Here is a 19,076-nt window from a genome sequence, read left to right as displayed (position 1 = left end):
TATGCCCCGGCAAGCCGGGTCATAGTGAATGAATTGCGCAAGCGCAATTCGAATTCCGGCGCAGGCGCCGGAATGGAATTCCGTAAACGGAATTTCGGACGGAATGCAATTCGCGCAAGCGCGAATTGGAGGCGACCGCGCAAGCGCGATCACCGGAGCTGGCTACAGGAGGAGGTGCATCACGCGCGCGCCTGTGTAGGGCTTGGGAATCCCAGCCATCACCCCAGCAACGAGAGTGGCGGACCATCGGCCCGCATAGGTGCCGGCCCCACCGCAGTGACGGGCTCCGCTGCGCTCCACCCTGACCCCTCCCCCACCCTCGAAACGAGCCGCTCACGTTTGTCAATGCCCCGCCAGCATACACGCCAACCCGCAATCATGGGGCGGAATCTGTTGACGCGCCACCCGAGAGGACGAAGGTGCGTCAGGGTTGATGCATCACGGGCGGTGACTGTGTAGCGTCTGGTTCCTGGCAGCGACACCCCCCGGCCCCGGCCGAATAACTCCCCGTTGAATTCAGAATTACGCGGCCCTGAACAGCTTAGCCACAGAACGGAAGCCCGATATGGGAACGCTGGAATTCGACGTGCGGAGGTACCGGAGCCGTCCGGCCCCCCAGGGCCGGGGGGCGGAACCCACCACCGGCACCGACCACGCTTCCTTGCTTTTGATCGTCACGGCCGGTACCACCCGAGACTCAGAGCCGCTGCTGCCGCCCACGACCCGCACCGGGTCGCGGCGCCGCACGCGAAGCCGCGCGCGCCACGACGGGGTCCGTGCGGCGCGCTTTGATACTGCTGCTGAGGGGCGGATCCCACGGCGTGGCGGTACTTGATCACGGTGGGGAGATCAGGTATCACGCGCGCGCGCTCTAGAGGTAAGAGCTCCACGTTTCCGCAGGTCAGAGCGTTGGGTTTGGAGAGATATGTCAGCCCAGGACTGACATATCTCGGTCGGGATGTCAGGCGGTCCTGACCCATCAACATCGTTTCGTGGCAGTACTGCCACGGATCTACGCACGGTGCGTCAGCGGTGCCGTCGGAGTCGCCTCGGACCCGAAGGTCAGTCCAGGGCTGACGTACGGGTGACTTTCGTGTTGGCGCTGCTGCGTTTTGGTGGCACTACTGCCACGGATCTCCGCTATGGTGCTGACGTCACGACGATCAAGGAGGCAGCAACCCCATGAGCTCAGGGCCCCTGGACGGCAGCGCAGCACCGAAGCTGCCCGATGCGCCGTCCCGTCGCCGGCGCCGCCCGAAGCCGCCGCCCACCGCGTACAACCGGTCCGTCGGCCCCACCCTTGAGCTGCCCGCCGGACATGCTGCCCAGGTCTTCCCCGTCGGCTCCAGCACGGGATTCATCGGCGAGGCGTTCTCCATGGACAGCCTGGAGTTCATGCGCTGGGCCGCTGTCCATTACGACGGCGACCGGTTCGTGCTCGTGGTGCTGTTCCACCTGATGGGCTCCCAGAAGCCCGGCGGCCTGATCGAGGCCACCCACGAGGATGTAGCCGCCGATCTCGGATACAGCCGGCCTCACATCAGCCGCGTCTTCAACGTCCTGGAGGCCGACGGGGCTCTGCGTAAGGTCCAGCGGGGCGTCTACCAGCTCAACCCGGCCGCCTCGCTGCGCGGCGGGCTCAGAGAGCCGCGCAAGGGCGAGAAGAAGCGCGCCAAGACGGGTATGGGGGACAGGGTGGAGCAGTTGGACCTGCTGCGCGAGATCATGGAGGACCCGGACGTGCCCGACGCGTTCCGGGCGATGGCCGCTCCGGGCGCGAAACTGGAAGTACGCAAGGGGTCGGATGGGGAAGGGAAGGCCACGTCATGACGTTCGCTGCCGCAGAGGAATGGATGCCGCGCCGCAACGTGCTGTGGGGCAGCTTCAACGGTCTCGCGTACGTGCCGCGCCTGCCTCCCACCGCCTACACGCTGCTGCTGCACATGATGAGCGAGCAGGAATCGGGCGGCCTGGTCGTCGCCACCCACGACGAATTGGCCACCGGCCTCGCGATGGAGCGCGGCGTGATCAGCCGCGCCATGCAGCACCTGGTCGCCGCCCGGCTCGTCACCGTAGTCCGCCGCGGACGCTTCCAGCTCCACCCGATGATCGCCGCCTTCAACGACCCCCGCGAACAGCAACGCGCCGTCAAGGCCCTGCCCCGGGACATGCGCCTGGACGTCGGCGACTTCGAGGACGAGTACGAACGCCGCTTCCAGCTCCACCTGGACGAGAAGGCCCGCAAGGCCGAAGCCAGAGCCAAGGGGAACGTCACCCCCATCACCAAGCCGACCCGCCTCAAGCGCGTCCGCTGACCACCGCCGGCCTCGGCACCACGGCGCTACACCCTCGGGTGTGGCGCCGTGCTCGTGTCCGCGTCGGTAGCACTAGGGGAACCGTCTTGTTCTGGTTCTCTAGAACACGCGGCGGCTGTCCCGGCGAGTGCGTACATCGTTCCCCTGGAGGGGAAAGCCCAAGGTGGCAGGGCCAGCGAGCAGCACGGACGCCGCGTTGTATGCAGCAGCCGTGCATAGATCTCGCGCATAACATCGCAGAACTGCGCTCTACAGCTCCGCCGCCGTGGAGCAGCAAGGCGACCTGCTGCTATCTGGGCTTGCAGCAAGAGTCTCGGGCAGCGGGTAGCAGCAGGCCGTGCTGCTCCGGCCGGGGCCGGCCTGCTACCCGTGCAGCACCCGTGTGCCGCCTGGCCCATGCAAATACTGCGCTGCACCCACGACACCACCGTGCTGTACCCCGACGACCACCACCAGGACCACGAGCAGCACTCCGCCAACCACGGCCACCACCCCCGCTGCCTCTCGAGCAGCAACCCGTTCCACACCACCGCGAGCAGCACGGCCAGGAGCAGCGGCATCCCGTCGGGGCAGGCCCTCGCCTCACAGCTCACACCCTCACAGCACGCCTCGCCCACCTGGGGAAACGGGCTGTGTGTCACACAGGAGCGCCGGGGTGAGTGGCCTACAGGACGGTGCCGTGGAGGGCGCGGCGGTCGCCGGACATTGCGTAGCGGCGGGCCGCGAGGCCGTTCTCCAGGTCCTCGCCGATCTGCTCGCACAGCGGGGCCAGGACGTCGGCCGCGGCGTTGTCGGACAGGTACGCCGGGGCGACTTCGAGCATCAGCTCCCCGAGCTGGTGGGTGGTGGCGGCGAGGTCGTCGACGACGCGGCGCAGCTCGGGGAGTGCGGGATCCGCCGGCGGACCGGCGGGAGGCGGGGGCGGTGCGGTGCGGACGTCGCGGACGGCCTGGCGGACCACGGCGCGCACGGTGGGCTCATCGAGCGCCTGGAGGCCGCTGTGGGCGAGCGTGGCGAGGCGGCGGGTGATCAGCTCCGCGACGTCGCCGCTACGGCCGGAGACGTCGATCAGGGCGCGTTGGGACAGGCCGTAGTCGAGCGCGGCCGCGGCGCCGGGGTCGCTGTCTCGCGTGCGGGACGTCCCGGGGCCAGCGGTGACGGCGTCGTGGATCGCGGCCAGGGTGCGGGCTACGTCGAGGAGCCGGTACGCCTGCGCGCGGCTGATACCGAACTCGGATCCGCAGTACGCCTCCCACGAGCCGTATCCGAGGGGTGTCCAGACTCGGGCGGTGTGCGCGTCGCGGACCCGGGCGGCGAGCACCGCCACGGAGCGCCGGACGTCGTCCATTGCCTCCCGCAGTCCGGCGGTCACCTCGCGGGCCTGCGCGGTGGTCAGCGTCGGCTGTGCCGGTTCGGCGACGTCGTCCTGGTCCCGGTCCTTCTTACCCATGCCTCCATCGTGCTCCCCGTCGGCGAACCCGACCAGGGCGTGCGGAAGCGCGGGTGCGAACTCCCGCCTCACAACCTCACAGCCTTATAGCTCAGCCCGTCTACCTGCGGAAACGGGCCTGTGAGGCTTACAGACCTCACAGTCTGGGGCTGACGTGACACCAGGTGCGTGACGACCTCTCGTACGTTGAGTGTTCTCTCCGAAACCCTTGAGCGGTTCTGCGGCGTGGCGCACCCACCGGGCAGGAGCGGTTGAGGATCTTGAGGTCATGGTCTTCGTCGCACCGCCTGACATGCACTACTGCCTCGATCCGTGGTGCGAGAACCCGGATCCGGATCTCATCCCCGAAGCCGCATGTGGCTGCCACATCCTCACCGAGGCCGAGATCGAAGAACGCAAGCGGAAGTACCTCGCCCGGCAAGGCCGCCGCGACGCCGACGGCCAGGAAACCGCGCTCAAGGTCCGGTGAGAACGCTCCACCTGCTGCGAGAGGTCACGCGACACCGGCCCGGCGTGATGCGAAGGCGGGGCCGGCTTCAGCCGTGATGGTGGCCGCCGGGGCGCAGGTGGGTGTCGCCGTGCGGGGTGAGGGTGATGACGACTTCCTCCGGGCCGATGATCTGGCGGGTGAGGGTGTAGTCCTGGGCGTCGTCCTCGTCGCCGGGCGTGTAGGTGCCGGTGAGGGAGCCGAACAGGGCCGGGTCTGCTGGGTTCGCGAGCAGGAACTGCAGAGCCCGTTCCGCGGCAGGCTGGAGGGTGTGCGGATCCAGGCGCTGGCAGGTCTCGTGCAGGTCGGTGAGCTCGCGTGCGTCGAAGCCGTGCCGGAAGGTGCTGTTCGAGTAGGCCCGCGCCAGCCGTCGGAAGGCCGGGTCGCCGCGTTCCAGCATCTCCATGGGCAGGTCGGCGAAGGTGTCCATCACGCGCGTGCAGGCCCACAGCGCCAGCGCGGCCACCTGGCCCGGGTTGCGGCACAGCTGCTCCAGCGAGTCCTCGCGGCAGTCGTCGCAGCCCTCCCGGGCCGCCCCGTACAGCCGGGCCACCACCGTGGTGTCCACGGCCAGGGCGCGGCCCTGGCCGTTCAGCCAGGTCGGGTCGTAGGGGGCCGGACCGCCCAGCTCGGCAGTGATGTCCCGCTCATGACGGTGATCGACAAAACTCACAGTTCGCTCCCGTCGGACAGGCACACGTTGACCCGTCCGAGGATCCCCGCCCCGCGCGCCCCGGAACAGCGTTGACCGCAACTCACCACAAGGCGAGCAGATTCCTTCGCCTTTGACCGCGAGTGGCCAAACGCCCCCGCCGCTGCGCGCGGATACGCGTTGCCGCCCGGGTGGCAACTGGTGGGTACGGCGGTGGCTACGATGCGAAACGCCCCGGCCCCCTGGCAATTCGAGTGCCAGGGGGCCGGGGCGTTGTCACCAGGGTGGCTACCCGAGCCAGACGATGTTCAGGACCGTCAGGCTGTGCAGGGGCCGGTTGACCCAGAAGGTGACGGAGAGCCGGCCGACGGCCGCGTAGCGGACGTCCTTGCCCTCGTCGTCGTCGGTGTCGAACTGCCGGAAGCCCCACGGATCGGCGGCGGCCGCGGTGAGGATGTCCCACACGGTGTCCACCGCGTGCTCGGGCAGGGCGTCGAGGACCTTGGCGGCCGGGGCAGAGACGCGGACCGCGTACGGCGACGGGCTCACCGGCGCCGCCGGCGGAGCTCCGCCAGGTCGACGGCGTCGCTGTCGTCGTAGCCGGAGGCGGCGAACGCGTCGACCGCCGGGGCGTGCGCGATGCGGCCCTGCCAGTCCTGGACGACCTCGTACAGTCCGGCGAGGGAGAACGTGGCGCGGGACTCCTCCAGCGCGGCCGCCCACTCCCGCTCGAAGGCCGGCACCCAGGAGTCGGCGCGCTTGTCGGCGCGCAGCTGGGCGAGGAGTTCGGCCGGTGCCCCGGGCGCGGGGGCGTACGGGGTGGCGGGGGCGTGGTCGGGCTGCGCGCTCATCTGGTCCTCCCGGCGGGTCGTCACCTCACGGTACGCGCGCCGGGTGGCCGTGGATGCGGGCACGGACGGATCCCCTTCTACCGGCGCAGGGTGCGGGCGACGGCCCGGGCGTGCCGGCGCATCGAGGGTTCCTGGCGGTCCCAGGTGGCGGCGAGGTGGTTGAGGAGCTCGGCCGTCGCCCGCTCTGCGTCGCTCGGGTCGTTGCCCAGCAGCCGGTCGGCGGCGTAGGCGATGTCGGCGGCCGGGGACGTGGGCGAGGAGGCCGGCTCCTTTCCGTAGCCGGGGCGCGGGGCGCCGGTCAGCTTCAGGGTGTACTCGTTGCCGGTGCGCGTTTGCGCGGTGATGGTGTCGAGGTTGAGCGGCCCGAAGGATTTCTGTTCGAGTGCGGCGCGGATGAAGTGCGGGTGGTTGCCGATCGCGGCGGCGACGGCGTCCCAGGCGTAGGCCACGCGCTCCGCGTCGGGGACCGGCTCCACGGTGGTCAGGGACAGTTCGAAACCGAGGCCGTCGGCGTCTCGGAACCAGACAGTCTCGTCGCCGGGTTCGGCCGGGGCGACGAAGCTGATGTGCGGGCTGCCCAGCAGGGCGTCGGCGATGCGGACGGCGTCGCCGGTGTCGGGCAGCGGGCTCTTGTCGGGGTTGTACACGCGCTTACTCCTGGGCGTCGGGGGTGGTGGAGGGCTGGAGGACGATGTGGCCGGTCCCGGTCCCGGATCCGGACTGCGGTCGGCGGGTGGTGTAGCCGAAGCCGGTCAGGATGGTGGCGAGGGCGGTGTCCATGGCTGATCGGACCGTCTCGTAGCGGATGACGGCCTCGTGGTCCGTGCGGTCGGCTTCGACCATGTCGAGTGCCGCGCGGTCGAGGCGGGCGTGGGGCAGCCAGTCGACGACGACCTGGGCGTCATCGTCGAGGTAGACGATGACGCCGCCCTGGTCCCCGTCCGTGAGCGGTTCGGGCGGTGCGACGTGCAGGCCGGCCGTGGTGAGGTCGAGCCGCACCTGTTCGAGGAGGACCTCGGAGGTGACCGCGGGGAACCCTTCGGCCCAGTCGAGGAAGTCTCCGGCTTCCTCCTCCTGGCGCTGGTAGTCGTCGGAGGCCTGCCGGTTCGCCGCACGCTCGGAATCGTTCTCCGGATTCGGATACGGGTAATTGATACTCGCCATAAAAAGCTCCGAATTCAGTAGCCGATATCCAAATAGTCGATGTCGTTGATGGCGACGTCCGAGAGTCCCATAGCGCGGCCTCCGCCGTCCTGGAAATAGACGTCCTTGAGTCCTTCGGCGATGATCCCACGCATCTCCTGGTCGCTGGCCCCCGTGTTACGGGCGTCGAACAGACGCTGCGCGTAGGCCGCGGGGAGCCTGACGGTGAGGCGGCGGAAGCGTCCGTCGTCGGTCGAGCCGACGGAGGCGGTGTAGCCGAACCGGGCGCGGGTCTCCACGGTGATGCCGCTGGCGGCGGCCTGCTGGTGCCGGCGCTTGCGAACGCCGGGCTGCCAGCGGGACCGCACGGCATCATCGATCTTCGCCGCGATGTCCTTCGGCGGATGCTTCCTCGCGCCGCGGCGGTACCGGTTCACGGAGTCCGCGGTGACGCCCAGCTCCTGCGCGACGGCCTTCGCGGACCCGAGCTGGCGGAGCAGGTAGTTGATGCGGCCCGCGAGCGTCTTCGGCGGCTGGCGGGTGAACGCTTCTCGGTCGGCGCGCTCGATGGCGTCCTCAATCTCACCCACGGGTCACTCTCCTTCGTCGAGGACGGCGTCGTGGCCGTCGCCCTTGATGTGGCGGGCGGGGTTGAGGCCCTGATCCATGAGGTCGACCGCCCAGGCCATCGGCTGGACGCCCTCCAGCTTCGCCAGACCCGGCGTGGGCCCGAGGCGGAACCCGCCCGGCTGCGGCTTACCGGACGCGGCGTAGGGGAGGAAGTCGAGCGGGGAGGCTCCCGGGCTGGGGTAGACGACGCAGTCGGAGAGCACGGCGAGCGGGTAGAGGCCGGTCATCTTGACCATGTTGCCCAGCTTGCGGTGCATGTTGACCCGCGCCTTGGAGATGACGGCGGCGCGGATGTCGGGTCGCCAGGTCGGCCGCGACAGGGCCGGCCACCGCTCCCCCTCCTTGTAGTTCTTGCCCTGCGGGCGCTCGCGCAACTTCCCGACACCGCCCTTGACCGTCGCCTTGATCGCGGACAGGACGGCGGCCATCGCGGGGTCGTTCTGCTTGTGGTGTTCCATCGCGGCCAGGAACTCGGTGTCGGTGAGGTCCTTGGTGACACCGAGGTCGGCGAGGGTGTCGACGTATGCGGTCTTGAGCCGGTCGTGCCACGGATCCAGATACGCCCCGGTCTCGCGCCGCAGGTACGCCTGGATCGGGTGCACGTCGTGCCCGAGCTCCTGGGCGTAGGCGACGGTGTGCGTCTGGTACCAGGCCGGACCGGTCGGGCGGGTGCCGTCCGGCGTGAACGGGCTCGGGAGGCGCGGGTCGAGTTCGATCCCGGAGAGGTCGACCAGCCAGGAGCCGGGGATCTTCGGGTTGAACTTCGGGGCGTGGAAGTGATCCGGGGCGGAGAGGCCGACGGTGAGGCGGGCGGCGGCGGCGAGGAAGGCGGTGTTCAGGTCGAGGCCGACCGCGAAGGGCAGCGCCGCTTCCTGACCGGTCAGCAGGTCGACATCGCGCACCCACTGGTACGCCTCCTCGTTGAGGAACCCGCCCGTCCAGCCGGAGTCCACGACCACGGGGTGCTCGGGGGTGGCCTCCGGCGGCGCCGGGTCCATCGGCTCCGTCCCCAGCGAGCCCGCGTTGTGGCCGGACACCCAGTTGCCGGTCTCCGGGTCCTGGACGGCCTTCGTCGGCGGGCGCAGCGCGGTCATCAGCTCCAGGCCGGAGACGGCGGTGGAACCGCGGGGGGTGGTGACCCGGGTCGCGTAGACGCCGAGGACGCGGGCGATGTCGGCGGGCTCCATCTCGGCGACCCCGGGCCACGACCGGACGTCGAGGGCGTCCCAGGACAGGATCGCCAGCTGCACGCACTGCCGGTCGCGGCCCTGCGCCTTGCGGTAGATCCGCGCCCAGGGGCCGAACCCGCGCTGGGTCAGCTGCCACTTCGCCTTCGCGACCTGCTTGACCACCGGGTGGTCCTCCGGGAGGCGCAGCGAGCGCCGCTGCTCGTGGCCCTCCAGGCGCTCGGGCAGCCCCAACTTCACCGCCGCCGAGGCGGTGAGGACGATCAGCGGGTCGGAGTCCTTGCCGTAGCGGTGCAGCTTGGACGCTCCGAGACCGGACTCCTTCAGCGTCCACTCCACCAACTGCGGCACCGTGGTTGCCGGGCAGTCGAGCACGATCCCGTCGACCCCGTAGGCGGAGCCGTCGCCGTCGAGGACGGCGAGCGGACCGTGCGGGAACCGCGGATCGGCGGCCGGGCGCGCGGCCTTCTTCACGGCTGGCCGCCGCGAGGACGTCACCGGGCGGGCGGCCGGACGGGCGGGACGCCCGGGCGCGGCCGGGGCGGCGGGAGTCGCCGGTACGACCGTCTCCTCGGATGCGGGCGCGGTGGTCGGTCCGGTGAACGTCTCCGGCGTCGGCTGTGGCACGGGGGTCGAGATGGGAGCCGGGGCGGGCGCTACGGCCGAAGTGCCAACGGGGTACTTCGCCGCCCAGCCGTTCAGCAGCCGCTGGTACGCCTCCAGGCGCGGTGACTTCGGCTCGGAGCGGCCGTTCTCGTAGTTCTTCACCGTCTGCGTCGACGTCTTCAGCGCGGCCGCGAGACGGGCCTGGGTGATACCGGCCGCCTCCCGCAGCCGGGCGCGCTCCGCCGGGGGCGGGAGCTGCGGCTCCTCCGCCAGCAGCGCGTCGATGTTCGCGAACAGCTCTTCCTCGGATGCCATATCTGTCTACCTCCACCCCGAACACTAGCAGAACTTACCCCAACGTTTACCCCATTCTTTAACCCATTTCGAGTTACGTTCTGGGGTGCTTTGCGGGGATGGCGCGTTGAGGTGAACGCGCGAACTGTCCGGTCTCGCTGTCCTGTCTCTGCGATGTGTAGGCAGTCCCGCTCTTCTGTAGGCATGTGCGACCGGGTCCCGGTCATGTGTAGGCAAGTTCCGGAGTGTTCCGGTCTTCTGTAGGTACGGCGGTCACGGCGCTTCTACGGTCGAAGTTGCTGGTCGGCGTCGTACCGGAGGCCCGGATGGGTGTGCGCGAGGTGTCGGCGGAGGGTGTCGGGCTGGAGTACGTCAGCGCGGCCGGGGTCCGCGAGCGAGGGTCTTTGGGACGCCTGTGGTCGGTCCCGTTCAAGTCGGTGCGGCCCGAGCGCTGCAGGCACCCCTGCGAGGCACCAGCCGCACATGGCTCAGCACCACCATCGAGGCCACAGCCAGAAAGATCGAAGCCCTCCTGCCCTCTGCAAGACCCCCAACAAAGAACGCCCGGTGACTTTGTCCTCGCAGCTCCGGGCGGTCAGTTCAGCAGGGCGGCCGTGAACATCTCGCGGCGTTCCGCCAGCCAGGTCTGCATGCGGTCCCAGCGTTCCCATCCACCGCGCTCGGCCAGTGCCTGGAGATAAACGGGGTCACCGTCAGCCACGCGGCGGGCAACGAAGGCCCGGCAGACGTCGGTGGCCTGCTCGATGACGCCGAGCAGCTCGGCGCGGTCCTGCGGCGAAAGGCCGTAGCTGTCGGCAAGGATCCGCAGCCGCGCGGGCGCATCCAACCCGGAGGGGTAGAAGGCGGCTGCGGATGCGGGATCGACCAGAGGCACCCAGTAGCGGGCGGTCATGGCGACGTCCCAGAGGGGACGGCCCGGAGCTGCCAGGTCGAAATCGATCAGGGCAGCGGCACGGCCGTCGCGGAAGACGACGTTGTCCGGGCACACGTCGTTGTGGCACAGCATCATTCCCCCCTCCGGATCGGCCAGGTCCCCTGGCCACCCGGCACGGGTGTCGACCTTGATGGCCGCGCTGGTTTCATGCAGGCGCCGCAGCAGGCTCCCCACCGATTCCAGGGCGGTCTTCGTCATCGCCCAGTCCGCGAACGGTGGCAGAGCCACGTCTCCGGGGATGAAGGTGAGCTGTTCACGGCCATCCTCGGTGAGACCGACAGGGGCCGGCGCTGCGTCGAAGCCGTGCTCCTTCAGGGCAAGGAGGTACGCATGCAGGGCACGCGCGTTGCGCGGCGCCGGGCGCTCCACCAGCGCACCACGGCGGAAGACCGCCCCTGCGTTCGCCATGCCGCCGACCAGCGCCTCGCCCTCAGCCGTCATGACGATCACGCTACCGCCACATCGCCCCCACGCGAGCCAGGCCCCGAAATCCGTCGAAAACACCGGCTCTCATACACACGTCACGCAACGAACTGCCCACATATAAGCGGGACATTCTCAGCGACCGTGTCCCAGACAAGACGAAGCACCCCAGGTCACGGCCTCGCACTACCCACACTTAACTGGGACCGGACACTCGCCGAAGTCCGGGCAGTCTCAAAGATCTCCGGGTATCCGGCCTGACGTCCCGCACAAGTCCGGGCACGGTAGCCATCCGTACCTGGCACGGGCGCCGCCGCCTCTCCGGTCCGACGACCGCACTGGCAGTTTGCCCGGAGCACTTCGAGACGCCCGGCATGCTGGGCGTTTCACCCAAGTCCGGGCACCGCAGGCGGAAGAGACGCCGTACCCGGGGATACCTGCGACCGGACACGAACGATTCGACAACGCCCGCCTCATGCGGCGGGCGTCACGCTTGCGTCCATGTCGGCCGTGAGAGTTGTGAAGTGGATGGTGCCTTGGGCGACGACGGCGGCGGGGCCGGTGAGGTGCAGGGTGCCGTCGGGGAGTACGGCGACGCGGAGCCGGCCGCCGGGGGCGTCGACGAGGTAGCTGTCGGCCGCGGCCGACAGGCCTGCGGTCCGTACGGCGGTGACCGCCGCGCAGGCCCCGGTTCCGCAGGCGCGGGTTTCCCCGGCGCCGCGTTCGTGTACCCGCAGGCCGATACGGGCGGGTCCCCGGAGGGCGGCGAAGCCGACGCTCACGCCGTGGGGGAAGGCGTCGGCCGGGGTGACGGCGGGAACGGTGGTCAGGCCACCCGCCTGGTCCAGGTCCTCGAGGAGGACGACGGCGTGGGGGTTGCCCATGTCGACGTGGAGGGCTGGCCACGTGCGTCCGGCGGCGGTGACGGTGATGCCGTCGGGCCCGGGCAGCCCGGGGCGGCCCATTTTGACGGTGACCTCGCCCCGGAAGCGGGCGCTGGGGCGGGGGATGTGGACGTGGCGGGTTCCGGCGCGGGTCGCGATGGGGAGGGCGCCGGCCGGGCTGAGGCCGGTGTCGACGAGGTAGCGGGCCAGGACGCGGATGCCGTTGCCGCACATCGCGCCGGTGCTGCCGTCCGGGTTGCGGTAGTCCATGAACCACTCGGCCTCCCCGGCCATGGAGGCGGCCTCGGGGGCGGCGGTGCAGTGGACGGCACGCAGGACGCCGTCCGCCCCGATGCCGGTGCGCCGGTCGCACAGGCTTCTCACCATCTCCCCGGTCAGCCGGAGGCGGCCCTCCGGGTCGGGCAGGACGATGAAGTCGTTCCCGGCGCCGTGGCCTTTGGCGAACGGATGCGGCGGAGGTGTCATGGGCGGCTCTTCCGTAACTCGAAGCGGAGCCAGGCGACCTGGTGGCCGCCGGCGCTCCGCAGGCCGTAGGTCGCGCCTAAGTCCAGGACCGCGAGCAGGTGCAGCCAGCGGGGGACCAGGGCGTCGGTGAGGTCGCTCTCGACGCGGACGGCCCCGGGTTCGGTGATGACACGGGGTTCGTGTCCGGTGAGGGCGGCGAGCTGCGCGACCGCTGAGCAGATCTCGGCGGTCTGGCGGTCGTAGCTCACAGGACTCGCATCCGCTCAACGTCGATTACGTAAAGTGAATCAAGTTAACTAGCTTCCAGCTAGTGGACTAGATTGTCAACCCGTACCCGGCCGGGCGGCCGCCCGCCCGGGCGACACCGGGTCAGCAACACCGTTGAGGAGTGGCATGGCTGACGGCAGCTCGGACACAGCTGCTCCCTACCTGCGGGCGGCAGCCGTGATCCAGGAGCGCATCACCGGCGGGACCTGGGCCCCCGGAGACCGTCTCCCCTCCCGTACCGAGCTGGGCCGCCAGCTCGCCGTCGGGGAGAACGTGATCCGCCGCGCGCAGGAACTCCTCATCTCCCGGGGCGTCCTGGAAGGCCGGCCCGGGGCGGGCACCTACGTCCGCACCCCGTTCGAACGCCGCACCCTGCCGCGTATCCCGCAGCCCGGACCGGCACAACCCGCACGCGGGCCGGCTCCGGCCGGTTTCACCGGCACGTGGGAGGCCGACAGCGCCGCCAAGGTCCCCGCCCCGCCCCAGATCGCCGCCCGCCTCCGAGTGGAGGCCGGCGAACTGTGTGTCCGCACCGCGTACGAGTTCCTCACCGACCGCCTGCCGGTGATGCTGTGCACCAGCTGGGAGCCGATGACCGTCACCGGCGGCACCCTCGTGGTCCTGCCCGAGGGCGGCCCCTACGCCGGACACGGCGTCACCGCCCGCATGGCACAGCTCGGCATCACCGTCACCCGGGTGACGGAGCGGCCCCGCCCGGTCCACGTCGGCCGCGACCAGGCACAGCTCCTCGGCATCGCCGCCGGAGCCCAGGCCACCCTGATCGAACGCACCCACCACGACAGCACCGGCCGCCCGGTCGAGACCGCCGACCTCCTGGTCCCCGCGGACCGCTGGGACATCACCTACGACATCACCCTGCCCGCGCACGGCACCTGACGCCCGCTCACCGGGGGCGGGGAACCGGGGCCGGCGGGCAGACGGAACACATGAACACCATGCGGCCCCGAGCGGCCGCTGGAGGGGGAGGTTCTTCATGCCTGGACAGCGCCGGAGCCCGGCCGCCGGGATCCTGGACACACTGGGCTCGCCCGCGGTCGGCGCCTTGATCGGTCTCGCCGGACTCATCGTGCCCGTGGTCGGCTGGGCCGCCGACCACGTCAACCTCAAAGCGCTGCTCATCGTCCAGGGCGTGCTCATCCTCCTGCTGGCCGCAGGACATCTGTGGATGCGGAAGGCATACATCCATCTGCGCCGGGCCAATAACCTCAAGGCCATGGACGACTCCGCGTACTACGACCTGGTCCGCTCCCGCCTGGAACGCGAGCTCATCTCCGACTACAGCGAGATCGCCGACGGACACCTGCGCGTCTACGCCGGCGAGGTGCCACGACTGTCCGCCCTGCTGGTCAAAACCGTCACCGAGGCACAGTCCGAGCCCCAGCGGATCCTCGCCGCCGACCTGACCACCGACCCGGCACTCCTGACCCGCCGCCGCGAATACCTCGCCGCCAACCGCCGCTTCACCGAAACCGGCGGCACCATCAGCCGGCTGTTCATCGTCCGCCGCGCCGACCTCCTCACCCAGGACTTCGCCCGCGCCCTCCTCGACCTCGTCGGCAGCCACCGCGACCTCGGCGTCACCTGCGGCCTCGCCGTCCGCGACCGCCTGCGCGCCGACCAGGCCGTCGACGTCGTCGTCTTCGCCGCGGCCGCCGCCCTCGTCGAGGAGGAACAGGGCGACGCCGACTACCAGCAGGGCCGCAGCTCCGTCTACTTCAAGGGCGTCGAACGCTGGGCCGACCGCTTCGAGGAGACCTGGGGCCAGGGCGCCGACTCCGCACCCCGCGCCCTCCAGACCTACGAGAGCGCGATCCGCCCCATGCTCGACGCCGGGAACTGGGACGCAACGCGCGCCACCGGCACGGTCGACGGCCTGTAGGAACCCGAGCGGCCCGGCAGGGCCGGACGCGGAGCAGGCCGTTCGGGAGGCGGCCGCACCCGCCCGGCCCTGGTGCCTCGCGGCGGGGGTCGTTCCGGCGCCCGCTTGAACCAATCCCCGGTGACATCATTGCGCCTGGTCATCGCGTCCCAGAAAGAGCGCAACGAGCAGGTACTCGGCCGATAGCAGAAGCGTCTTCACCTTGGCGATGTCACCCCGCGAAGCATGCTTGATCTTCTGGACCGGACCGCGGATCCGCCGGGAGATGGCGGCAAAGGCTTCGGCTTGAGCTTCCACAAGAACCCGGTCATCACCAAAATTCCGGGCCAGATACTTGGCCCGCAGAGCATGCGGCGGTCGGGTCTGGCCTTCCCACTCGGCTTTCGGACGATTCTCTGCCCGGTGCCATGCCCGGACACTCTCGTCTGGAGCAGCTGCCCGGAACGTGCGATCGACCACCTCGATGACGCAGTTGGCGGCCTTCGCCGCAGCTGCGGGGCCTGCTCGGTGGACGTCGTCCCAGGCGCCCTGCAGAAGTTCGGGCACCGTCGGGTCAAGGGCTCTCAGAGCTTCATACAGGTGCCGGAATACATCAAGACGAGCCCTCTCCCATGGATCGAGGATCTCCTCCTCGACGCGCTCCGTCACCTCCTCAGCTAGCCCGTCATCCGGTGCCACGGAGGTGAGGAGGTCACCCCCAACCAGGCCGAGAGTGGCCTGCCCGGCGGCAAGAGCCGCTTCGGCAGCGGACACTTCCTCGGCAGGCAGTGTCTCAGCAAGACGGTTTCGCCATTCGAGTACAGGCCGGCCACTGAGGTCGCTCAAGAGTCTGTGGCCCGACTCCTGACGAACGACCCACGAAGTGAGGTCAACCTGGCGCTTGGCAACCCGGGCCAGACCTTCGAACCCGGCCAGCGGAAATGCCCCGCGGGACACTGCGATACGGCGGTCTACCTCGAGCGAAGCCCGCCAAGTCGTCAGAGCGCCCGCTCCCAGCGCCCGCTCGGCGAGATCCGACGTCGCTGCGAACTGCGCCAGCCGGGCAGTTGCGGGAGTACATCGATCCAGCCCGCGCAGGTTCGTGACCGTTGCAGCCTCCGCCGCGGCCCGAACAGCGGGGTTCGACTTGGCGATCTGCGAGCCAAGGGACTCCAAGGCGGTCCCGGCGAAAGAATTCCACCGGCTGTACTTCATAGACGCCTCTGCCGCAGCACTGGCGAGAGAGGTCGACTTCGCTGACCGCGATGCGCGGATGGTCAATTCCTCAAGAACACTCGCTTGCGCGGACTCCATCTGCAGGCCCATGCCCTTGAGGATGTCGGCCTGAGGGCCAAGGGCCTTGGCGATCGACGAGCCCTGAGCTGCGGCTATCTGCTTACGGAGGCTGTCGAGGCGGGTGCCGGCGATGCTCTTGGCGGCGTTTGAGGCGAAGGCCTCGGCTTCGAAGTTGCGCAGGCCCATGCCCTTGAGGATGTCGGCCTGAGAGCCGAGGGCCTTGGCGATCGACGAGCCCTGAGCTGCGGCTATCTGCTTACGGAGGCTGTCGAGGCGGGTGCCGGCGATGCTCTTGGCGGCGTTTGAGGCGAAGGCCTCGGCTTCGAAGTTGCGCAGGCCCATGCCCTTGAGGATGTCGGCCTGAGAGCCGAGGGCCTTGGCGATCGACGAGCCCTGAGCTGCGGCTATCTGCTTACGGAAGTCGCTAAGCGTTCGGTTCCGCTCGGTGACCGCCCTTCGAGCAACGACGCGGAGCTTCACTGCCTCTTCCTCAGAGGGCTCCGCTTCGCGGTGCTCCTGGCCGTCCGATTCCTCTGCCACCAGACCTCCCTGACGCGCTACTTCAAGTCACCATAGACCCGGCTTCTGACACGCAGCGGGTGCTTTGCCGGGCCTAGCTCGGAGAAGAGGTATGTGGCGTCCAGCTCGGTCACTGCCGTCCGGATCCGGAGCTGGGCGGTGAGGGCCCCGGCCGCCGACTGGACCGCGAGACGGAAGCGGCCGTCGAGCCACAGGCACTTGGCCGCGCCCCAGGCGGTCGGGTACCGGAGCGATGGAGCGCAGAATACTCGCTCATGGAGAGAGAACACCCCGCCCGCCGTTTCGGGCCCGGGTTCGTGGAAGAGCAGCGCCGCCGTTTCGGGCCCCGCCTGCCCGAGGGCAGGCAGCTGACCTACGACCTCGCGGTGGAGGAGGAGTACGAGCCCTGGCGGATCTGGCTGGACGAGCAGCTCGCACTCCTGCCGGACAAGACCGCCGACACCTTCGCGGCGAACCTGTGGCAGGACCAAAACTTCTGGCCCTACCTCATCGAACTCGCCGCCGGGGCCGCGCTGCGTGCCGCCGGCTCCGAGGTGCAGTTCGAGCGGGCCTGGGCAGGACAGACCCCGGACTGGACCGTGACCGACGAACACGGCACACCCATAGCCCTGGTCGAGGTCCTCACCCACAGTCCGCCGAAGGACACCTTCGGAAAGATGAAGGCGTGGCACAACCTGGTCGAACGCCTCAAGCAGATACCCGTGCCCGTGGTGCTCACGGTGGCCGGCGACAGCAGCCGTCCGCTGCCTGCCCCCGATGCACGCACCGCGAAGAAGATCACCCAGGACCTGCGCCGCGCCCTGCTCTCCCCACCGCACCAGACCGTCCACCGGAGCCAGGGTTACACCTTCCTGGTTCAGGCCGGCCGGGGCAACGGCCAGACGATGCAGCCCCCGGGGATGCGCACCATCCTGGTCCCGCCGTCCAACATCGCGGGCATCGTGTCCGCCCGGCCGCTCGCCGCCGGAATCGACAGGAAGGTCAGCAAGTACCGCGCGCTCGCCAGGGAATCGGGCCTGCCGCTGATCGTGGCCGCCGGCGCTCACAAGTTCACCGGCCTCACAGTCCGGCAGCTCGACGACCTGCTCACCGGCACCCCCACGATGACGGTGCAGTTCAACTTCGGCGACTCCTTCATCCACGAGCCCGTGTCCTTCCAGCCCGGTGCGCCGCCACGGTGGTCGATGCCCCCGGACCTGGCCGGAGTGCTGTGGGTGGACAACGTCTTCCCCTTCACCACCCGGTGGCGCCCCAACCAGGCCACAGCGGCTCCGGCCCCGCCCGGGCTCGCCGTGAACTGGAACTGAACCCGCGGGGACCGCGAGCCGGACATCCGTCAGACGACGACGGCGGCGGGGACGGTCCCGCAGAGCATGGAGGCAGCCCGTGCCGCCCCGGACAGCCGGTACCCGGACCGGCCGAACCCCGAACACATCTAGTCCACTAGATGTACCTTGAGTGACGATCATGGGGGCGGGATTCCCGCCCCCGCCCTTCGCCGCTCCGGGACCGCTCATGCTGCTCGCTGCCCTCCTCCTCACCGCCGGCGTCTTACTCCGCCAGGCCGACCGCGCCCACTTCGCCCGCCGCCGCCCGCACGCCGCGCCCGCCGCCGACCTCATAGCCCTCCAGCGCGCCCGCGCCAACAACCTCACCCCGCTCCTGCTGCTGGCCGGGCAGTGGGTGCAGATCACCGGCTGGTGGCTCCTCGCCGCCCACGGCCCCCTCGCCGCCACCGCGGCCGCCCTCGGCGTCGCCGTCCACTTCCGCCACCTCCAGGAGATCAGCCACTTCGCCGTCCACGGCGTCCTCGCCCGCACCCGCCGCGCCAACCTGCTGCTCGCCGAGGTCTTCGCCCACCACCCGCTCGCCCTCGGCCCCGTCCCCGAACGCCGCCGGCGGCACGTCCGCGACCACCACCCCAACGCCACCCTGCCCGGCGCCGACCCCAACCTCGCCGAACTCCACCGGGCCGGACTGCGCCCCGGCGCCACCGGCCTCCGGTTCGCCGCCGCGCTCGTCCACCCGCTCACCCCCCACGGCATCCGCGCCACCCTCGCCTCGGTCACCAGCGGCATCGGCCGCTCCCCGGGCCGCGCGGCCGCCGCCCTCGCCCTGCCCGCCGCCGCGTACGCGGCGGGCGGCTGGACCGCCGTGATCTGCGGCGTCCTCCTCCCCCGGCTGCTGATCCACCCCCAGCTCGCCTGGCTCAGCCTCCTGGGCGAGCACACCTGGTTCGACCCCGAGCACCGCACCGGCACCCCCGCCCAGATCGAGGCCGGACGCTGCCTGCGCCTCTACCCCCGCAGCCCGGCACCCGCCGCCTTCGCCGCCGCCACCTGGCTCCCGTACGGCGACCTCCACCACTACGCCCACTCCGCCCACCCCGCCGTCCGCTGGAACTACCTCCCCGCCCTCGAACGCCACCTCACCCCGCCCCACTTCACCCCCGACAGCCTCCTGATCGGCCCCCGCTCCGTCGCCCGCCGCCACCACCGCGCCCTCACCGCCCCCGCCCCCGCCCCGGGGACCGCACCGGCACCGGCACCGGGGACCGCACCGGCCAGTTGAACCGCCGACGGGTGTGGCCGCGGGACCCCGCGCACGGGGCCCCGCGGCCACACCCGTACACGGGACAGGGACAAGGGAGCGCCGGGCCGGCCGGGAGACCCGCAAAAACAAGAGGTCCGCACTGCCGTGTCAGGCAGTGCGGACCAAAGAAAAGAGGGGC

General features: G+C 70.3%; 19 protein-coding genes. 7 read left to right on the top strand and 12 right to left on the bottom strand.

The window, feature by feature from the left end; translation table 11 throughout:
* Nucleotides 1-1,182 precede the first annotated feature (1,182 nt).
* Both OG711_RS38730 and OG711_RS38725 read left to right on the top strand, forming a co-directional pair.
* Nucleotides 1,183-1,830, top strand: coding sequence for a helix-turn-helix domain-containing protein (locus tag OG711_RS38730; RefSeq protein WP_329564499.1), 648 nt, complete (start codon nucleotides 1,183-1,185; stop codon nucleotides 1,828-1,830).
* The gene (locus OG711_RS38725) at nucleotides 1,827-2,315 is read left to right on the top strand and encodes a hypothetical protein (RefSeq protein WP_329564498.1); all 489 of its coding nucleotides are present in this window, start codon (nucleotides 1,827-1,829) and stop codon (nucleotides 2,313-2,315) included. Before OG711_RS38730 ends, OG711_RS38725 begins: the two co-directional genes overlap by 4 nt.
* Nucleotides 2,316-2,979: 664 nt before the next feature.
* Here the strand turns inward: OG711_RS38725 and OG711_RS38720 are convergent.
* Nucleotides 2,980-3,765, bottom strand: a complete 786-nt coding sequence (locus tag OG711_RS38720) for a hypothetical protein (RefSeq protein WP_329564497.1) — start codon at nucleotides 3,763-3,765, stop codon at nucleotides 2,980-2,982.
* A gap of 268 nt (nucleotides 3,766-4,033) precedes the next feature.
* Between OG711_RS38720 and OG711_RS38715 the strand changes: the two genes are divergently transcribed.
* Complete coding sequence (locus tag OG711_RS38715) at nucleotides 4,034-4,234, top strand: hypothetical protein (protein WP_329564494.1); 201 nt, start codon at nucleotides 4,034-4,036, stop codon at nucleotides 4,232-4,234.
* A 67-nt stretch (nucleotides 4,235-4,301) separates the two neighbouring features.
* Here OG711_RS38715 and OG711_RS38710 read toward each other — a convergent pair whose 3' ends face one another.
* The 10 genes from OG711_RS38710 to OG711_RS38665 form a co-directional block, all read right to left on the bottom strand.
* A complete protein-coding gene (locus OG711_RS38710) occupies nucleotides 4,302-4,925 on the bottom strand; it encodes an Erv1/Alr family FAD-linked sulfhydryl oxidase (RefSeq protein WP_329564492.1) in 624 nt (207 codons plus the stop codon).
* 267 nt (nucleotides 4,926-5,192) lie between these two features.
* Nucleotides 5,193-5,453 (bottom strand): hypothetical protein, encoded by a 261-nt coding sequence (locus OG711_RS38705; RefSeq protein ID WP_329564490.1) that lies wholly within the window; start codon nucleotides 5,451-5,453, stop codon nucleotides 5,193-5,195.
* Nucleotides 5,450-5,755 carry a DUF6247 family protein gene (locus OG711_RS38700; protein ID WP_329564505.1) on the bottom strand — a complete coding sequence of 102 codons (306 nt, stop codon included), beginning with the start codon at nucleotides 5,753-5,755 and terminating at the stop codon, nucleotides 5,450-5,452. Before OG711_RS38700 ends, OG711_RS38705 begins: the two co-directional genes overlap by 4 nt.
* 77 nt (nucleotides 5,756-5,832) lie before the next feature.
* A complete protein-coding gene (locus tag OG711_RS38695) occupies nucleotides 5,833-6,402 on the bottom strand; it encodes a hypothetical protein (protein ID WP_329564488.1) in 570 nt (189 codons plus the stop codon).
* 4 nt (nucleotides 6,403-6,406) lie between these two features.
* Nucleotides 6,407-6,919, bottom strand: coding sequence for a hypothetical protein (locus tag OG711_RS38690; protein ID WP_329564486.1), 513 nt, complete (start codon nucleotides 6,917-6,919; stop codon nucleotides 6,407-6,409).
* A 14-nt stretch (nucleotides 6,920-6,933) separates the two neighbouring features.
* Complete coding sequence (tpg, locus tag OG711_RS38685) at nucleotides 6,934-7,488, bottom strand: telomere-protecting terminal protein Tpg (RefSeq protein ID WP_329564484.1); 555 nt, start codon at nucleotides 7,486-7,488, stop codon at nucleotides 6,934-6,936.
* Between the two features lie 3 nt (nucleotides 7,489-7,491).
* Nucleotides 7,492-9,636 (bottom strand): telomere-associated protein Tap, encoded by a 2,145-nt coding sequence (gene tap, locus OG711_RS38680; protein WP_329564482.1) that lies wholly within the window; start codon nucleotides 9,634-9,636, stop codon nucleotides 7,492-7,494.
* A gap of 574 nt (nucleotides 9,637-10,210) precedes the next feature.
* Nucleotides 10,211-11,011 carry a phosphotransferase gene (locus tag OG711_RS38675; RefSeq protein ID WP_329564503.1) on the bottom strand — a complete coding sequence of 267 codons (801 nt, stop codon included), beginning with the start codon at nucleotides 11,009-11,011 and terminating at the stop codon, nucleotides 10,211-10,213.
* 455 nt (nucleotides 11,012-11,466) lie between these two features.
* Nucleotides 11,467-12,363 (bottom strand): diaminopimelate epimerase, encoded by an 897-nt coding sequence (gene dapF / locus OG711_RS38670; protein WP_329564480.1) that lies wholly within the window; start codon nucleotides 12,361-12,363, stop codon nucleotides 11,467-11,469.
* A complete protein-coding gene (locus OG711_RS38665) occupies nucleotides 12,360-12,611 on the bottom strand; it encodes a hypothetical protein (RefSeq protein WP_329564478.1) in 252 nt (83 codons plus the stop codon). The genes dapF and OG711_RS38665 overlap by 4 nt, the downstream gene beginning before the upstream one ends.
* A gap of 145 nt (nucleotides 12,612-12,756) precedes the next feature.
* Between OG711_RS38665 and OG711_RS38660 the strand changes: the two genes are divergently transcribed.
* Both OG711_RS38660 and OG711_RS38655 read left to right on the top strand, forming a co-directional pair.
* Nucleotides 12,757-13,527 (top strand): GntR family transcriptional regulator, encoded by a 771-nt coding sequence (locus OG711_RS38660; protein ID WP_329564476.1) that lies wholly within the window; start codon nucleotides 12,757-12,759, stop codon nucleotides 13,525-13,527.
* Nucleotides 13,528-13,624: 97 nt separating this feature from the next.
* Nucleotides 13,625-14,530 (top strand): hypothetical protein, encoded by a 906-nt coding sequence (locus OG711_RS38655; RefSeq protein ID WP_329564474.1) that lies wholly within the window; start codon nucleotides 13,625-13,627, stop codon nucleotides 14,528-14,530.
* Nucleotides 14,531-14,656: 126 nt separating this feature from the next.
* On the opposite strand, the gene OG711_RS38650 is transcribed toward OG711_RS38655, so the two are convergent.
* The gene (locus tag OG711_RS38650; protein WP_329564472.1) at nucleotides 14,657-16,345 is read right to left on the bottom strand and encodes a hypothetical protein; all 1,689 of its coding nucleotides are present in this window, start codon (nucleotides 16,343-16,345) and stop codon (nucleotides 14,657-14,659) included.
* A gap of 254 nt (nucleotides 16,346-16,599) precedes the next feature.
* Here OG711_RS38650 and OG711_RS38645 point away from each other — a divergent pair, with 254 nt between their 5' ends.
* Both OG711_RS38645 and OG711_RS38640 read left to right on the top strand, forming a co-directional pair.
* Complete coding sequence (locus OG711_RS38645) at nucleotides 16,600-17,652, top strand: hypothetical protein (RefSeq protein WP_329564470.1); 1,053 nt, start codon at nucleotides 16,600-16,602, stop codon at nucleotides 17,650-17,652.
* A gap of 208 nt (nucleotides 17,653-17,860) precedes the next feature.
* On the top strand, nucleotides 17,861-18,916 hold the full coding sequence (locus OG711_RS38640; protein WP_329564468.1) for a dihydrouridine synthase: 1,056 nt from the start codon (nucleotides 17,861-17,863) through the stop codon (nucleotides 18,914-18,916).
* The last annotated feature ends 160 nt before the right edge of the window (nucleotides 18,917-19,076 follow it).

Source organism: Streptomyces uncialis (assembly GCF_036250755.1).
Classification (GTDB): domain Bacteria; phylum Actinomycetota; class Actinomycetes; order Streptomycetales; family Streptomycetaceae; genus Streptomyces; species Streptomyces uncialis.
This window is presented reverse-complemented; position numbering and strand designations above follow the sequence as displayed.

What these genes read in the sequence shown, in the direction of transcription:
- OG711_RS38730 (WP_329564499.1), top strand. Translation starts at nt 1,183, where the DNA reads ATGAGCTCAGGGCCCCTGGACGGCAGCGCAGCACCGAAGCTGCCCGAT.
- OG711_RS38725 (WP_329564498.1), top strand. Translation starts at nt 1,827, where the DNA reads ATGACGTTCGCTGCCGCAGAGGAATGGATGCCGCGCCGCAACGTGCTG.
- OG711_RS38720 (WP_329564497.1), bottom strand. Translation starts at nt 3,765, where the DNA reads ATGGGTAAGAAGGACCGGGACCAGGACGACGTCGCCGAACCGGCACAG.
- OG711_RS38715 (WP_329564494.1), top strand. Translation starts at nt 4,034, where the DNA reads ATGGTCTTCGTCGCACCGCCTGACATGCACTACTGCCTCGATCCGTGG.
- OG711_RS38700 (WP_329564505.1), bottom strand. Translation starts at nt 5,755, where the DNA reads ATGAGCGCGCAGCCCGACCACGCCCCCGCCACCCCGTACGCCCCCGCG.
- OG711_RS38690 (WP_329564486.1), bottom strand. Translation starts at nt 6,919, where the DNA reads ATGGCGAGTATCAATTACCCGTATCCGAATCCGGAGAACGATTCCGAG.
- tap (WP_329564482.1), bottom strand. Translation starts at nt 9,636, where the DNA reads ATGGCATCCGAGGAAGAGCTGTTCGCGAACATCGACGCGCTGCTGGCG.
- OG711_RS38675 (WP_329564503.1), bottom strand. Translation starts at nt 11,011, where the DNA reads ATGACGGCTGAGGGCGAGGCGCTGGTCGGCGGCATGGCGAACGCAGGG.
- dapF (WP_329564480.1), bottom strand. Translation starts at nt 12,363, where the DNA reads ATGACACCTCCGCCGCATCCGTTCGCCAAAGGCCACGGCGCCGGGAAC.
- OG711_RS38660 (WP_329564476.1), top strand. Translation starts at nt 12,757, where the DNA reads ATGGCTGACGGCAGCTCGGACACAGCTGCTCCCTACCTGCGGGCGGCA.
- OG711_RS38655 (WP_329564474.1), top strand. Translation starts at nt 13,625, where the DNA reads ATGCCTGGACAGCGCCGGAGCCCGGCCGCCGGGATCCTGGACACACTG.
- OG711_RS38645 (WP_329564470.1), top strand. Translation starts at nt 16,600, where the DNA reads ATGGAGAGAGAACACCCCGCCCGCCGTTTCGGGCCCGGGTTCGTGGAA.
- OG711_RS38640 (WP_329564468.1), top strand. Translation starts at nt 17,861, where the DNA reads ATGCTGCTCGCTGCCCTCCTCCTCACCGCCGGCGTCTTACTCCGCCAG.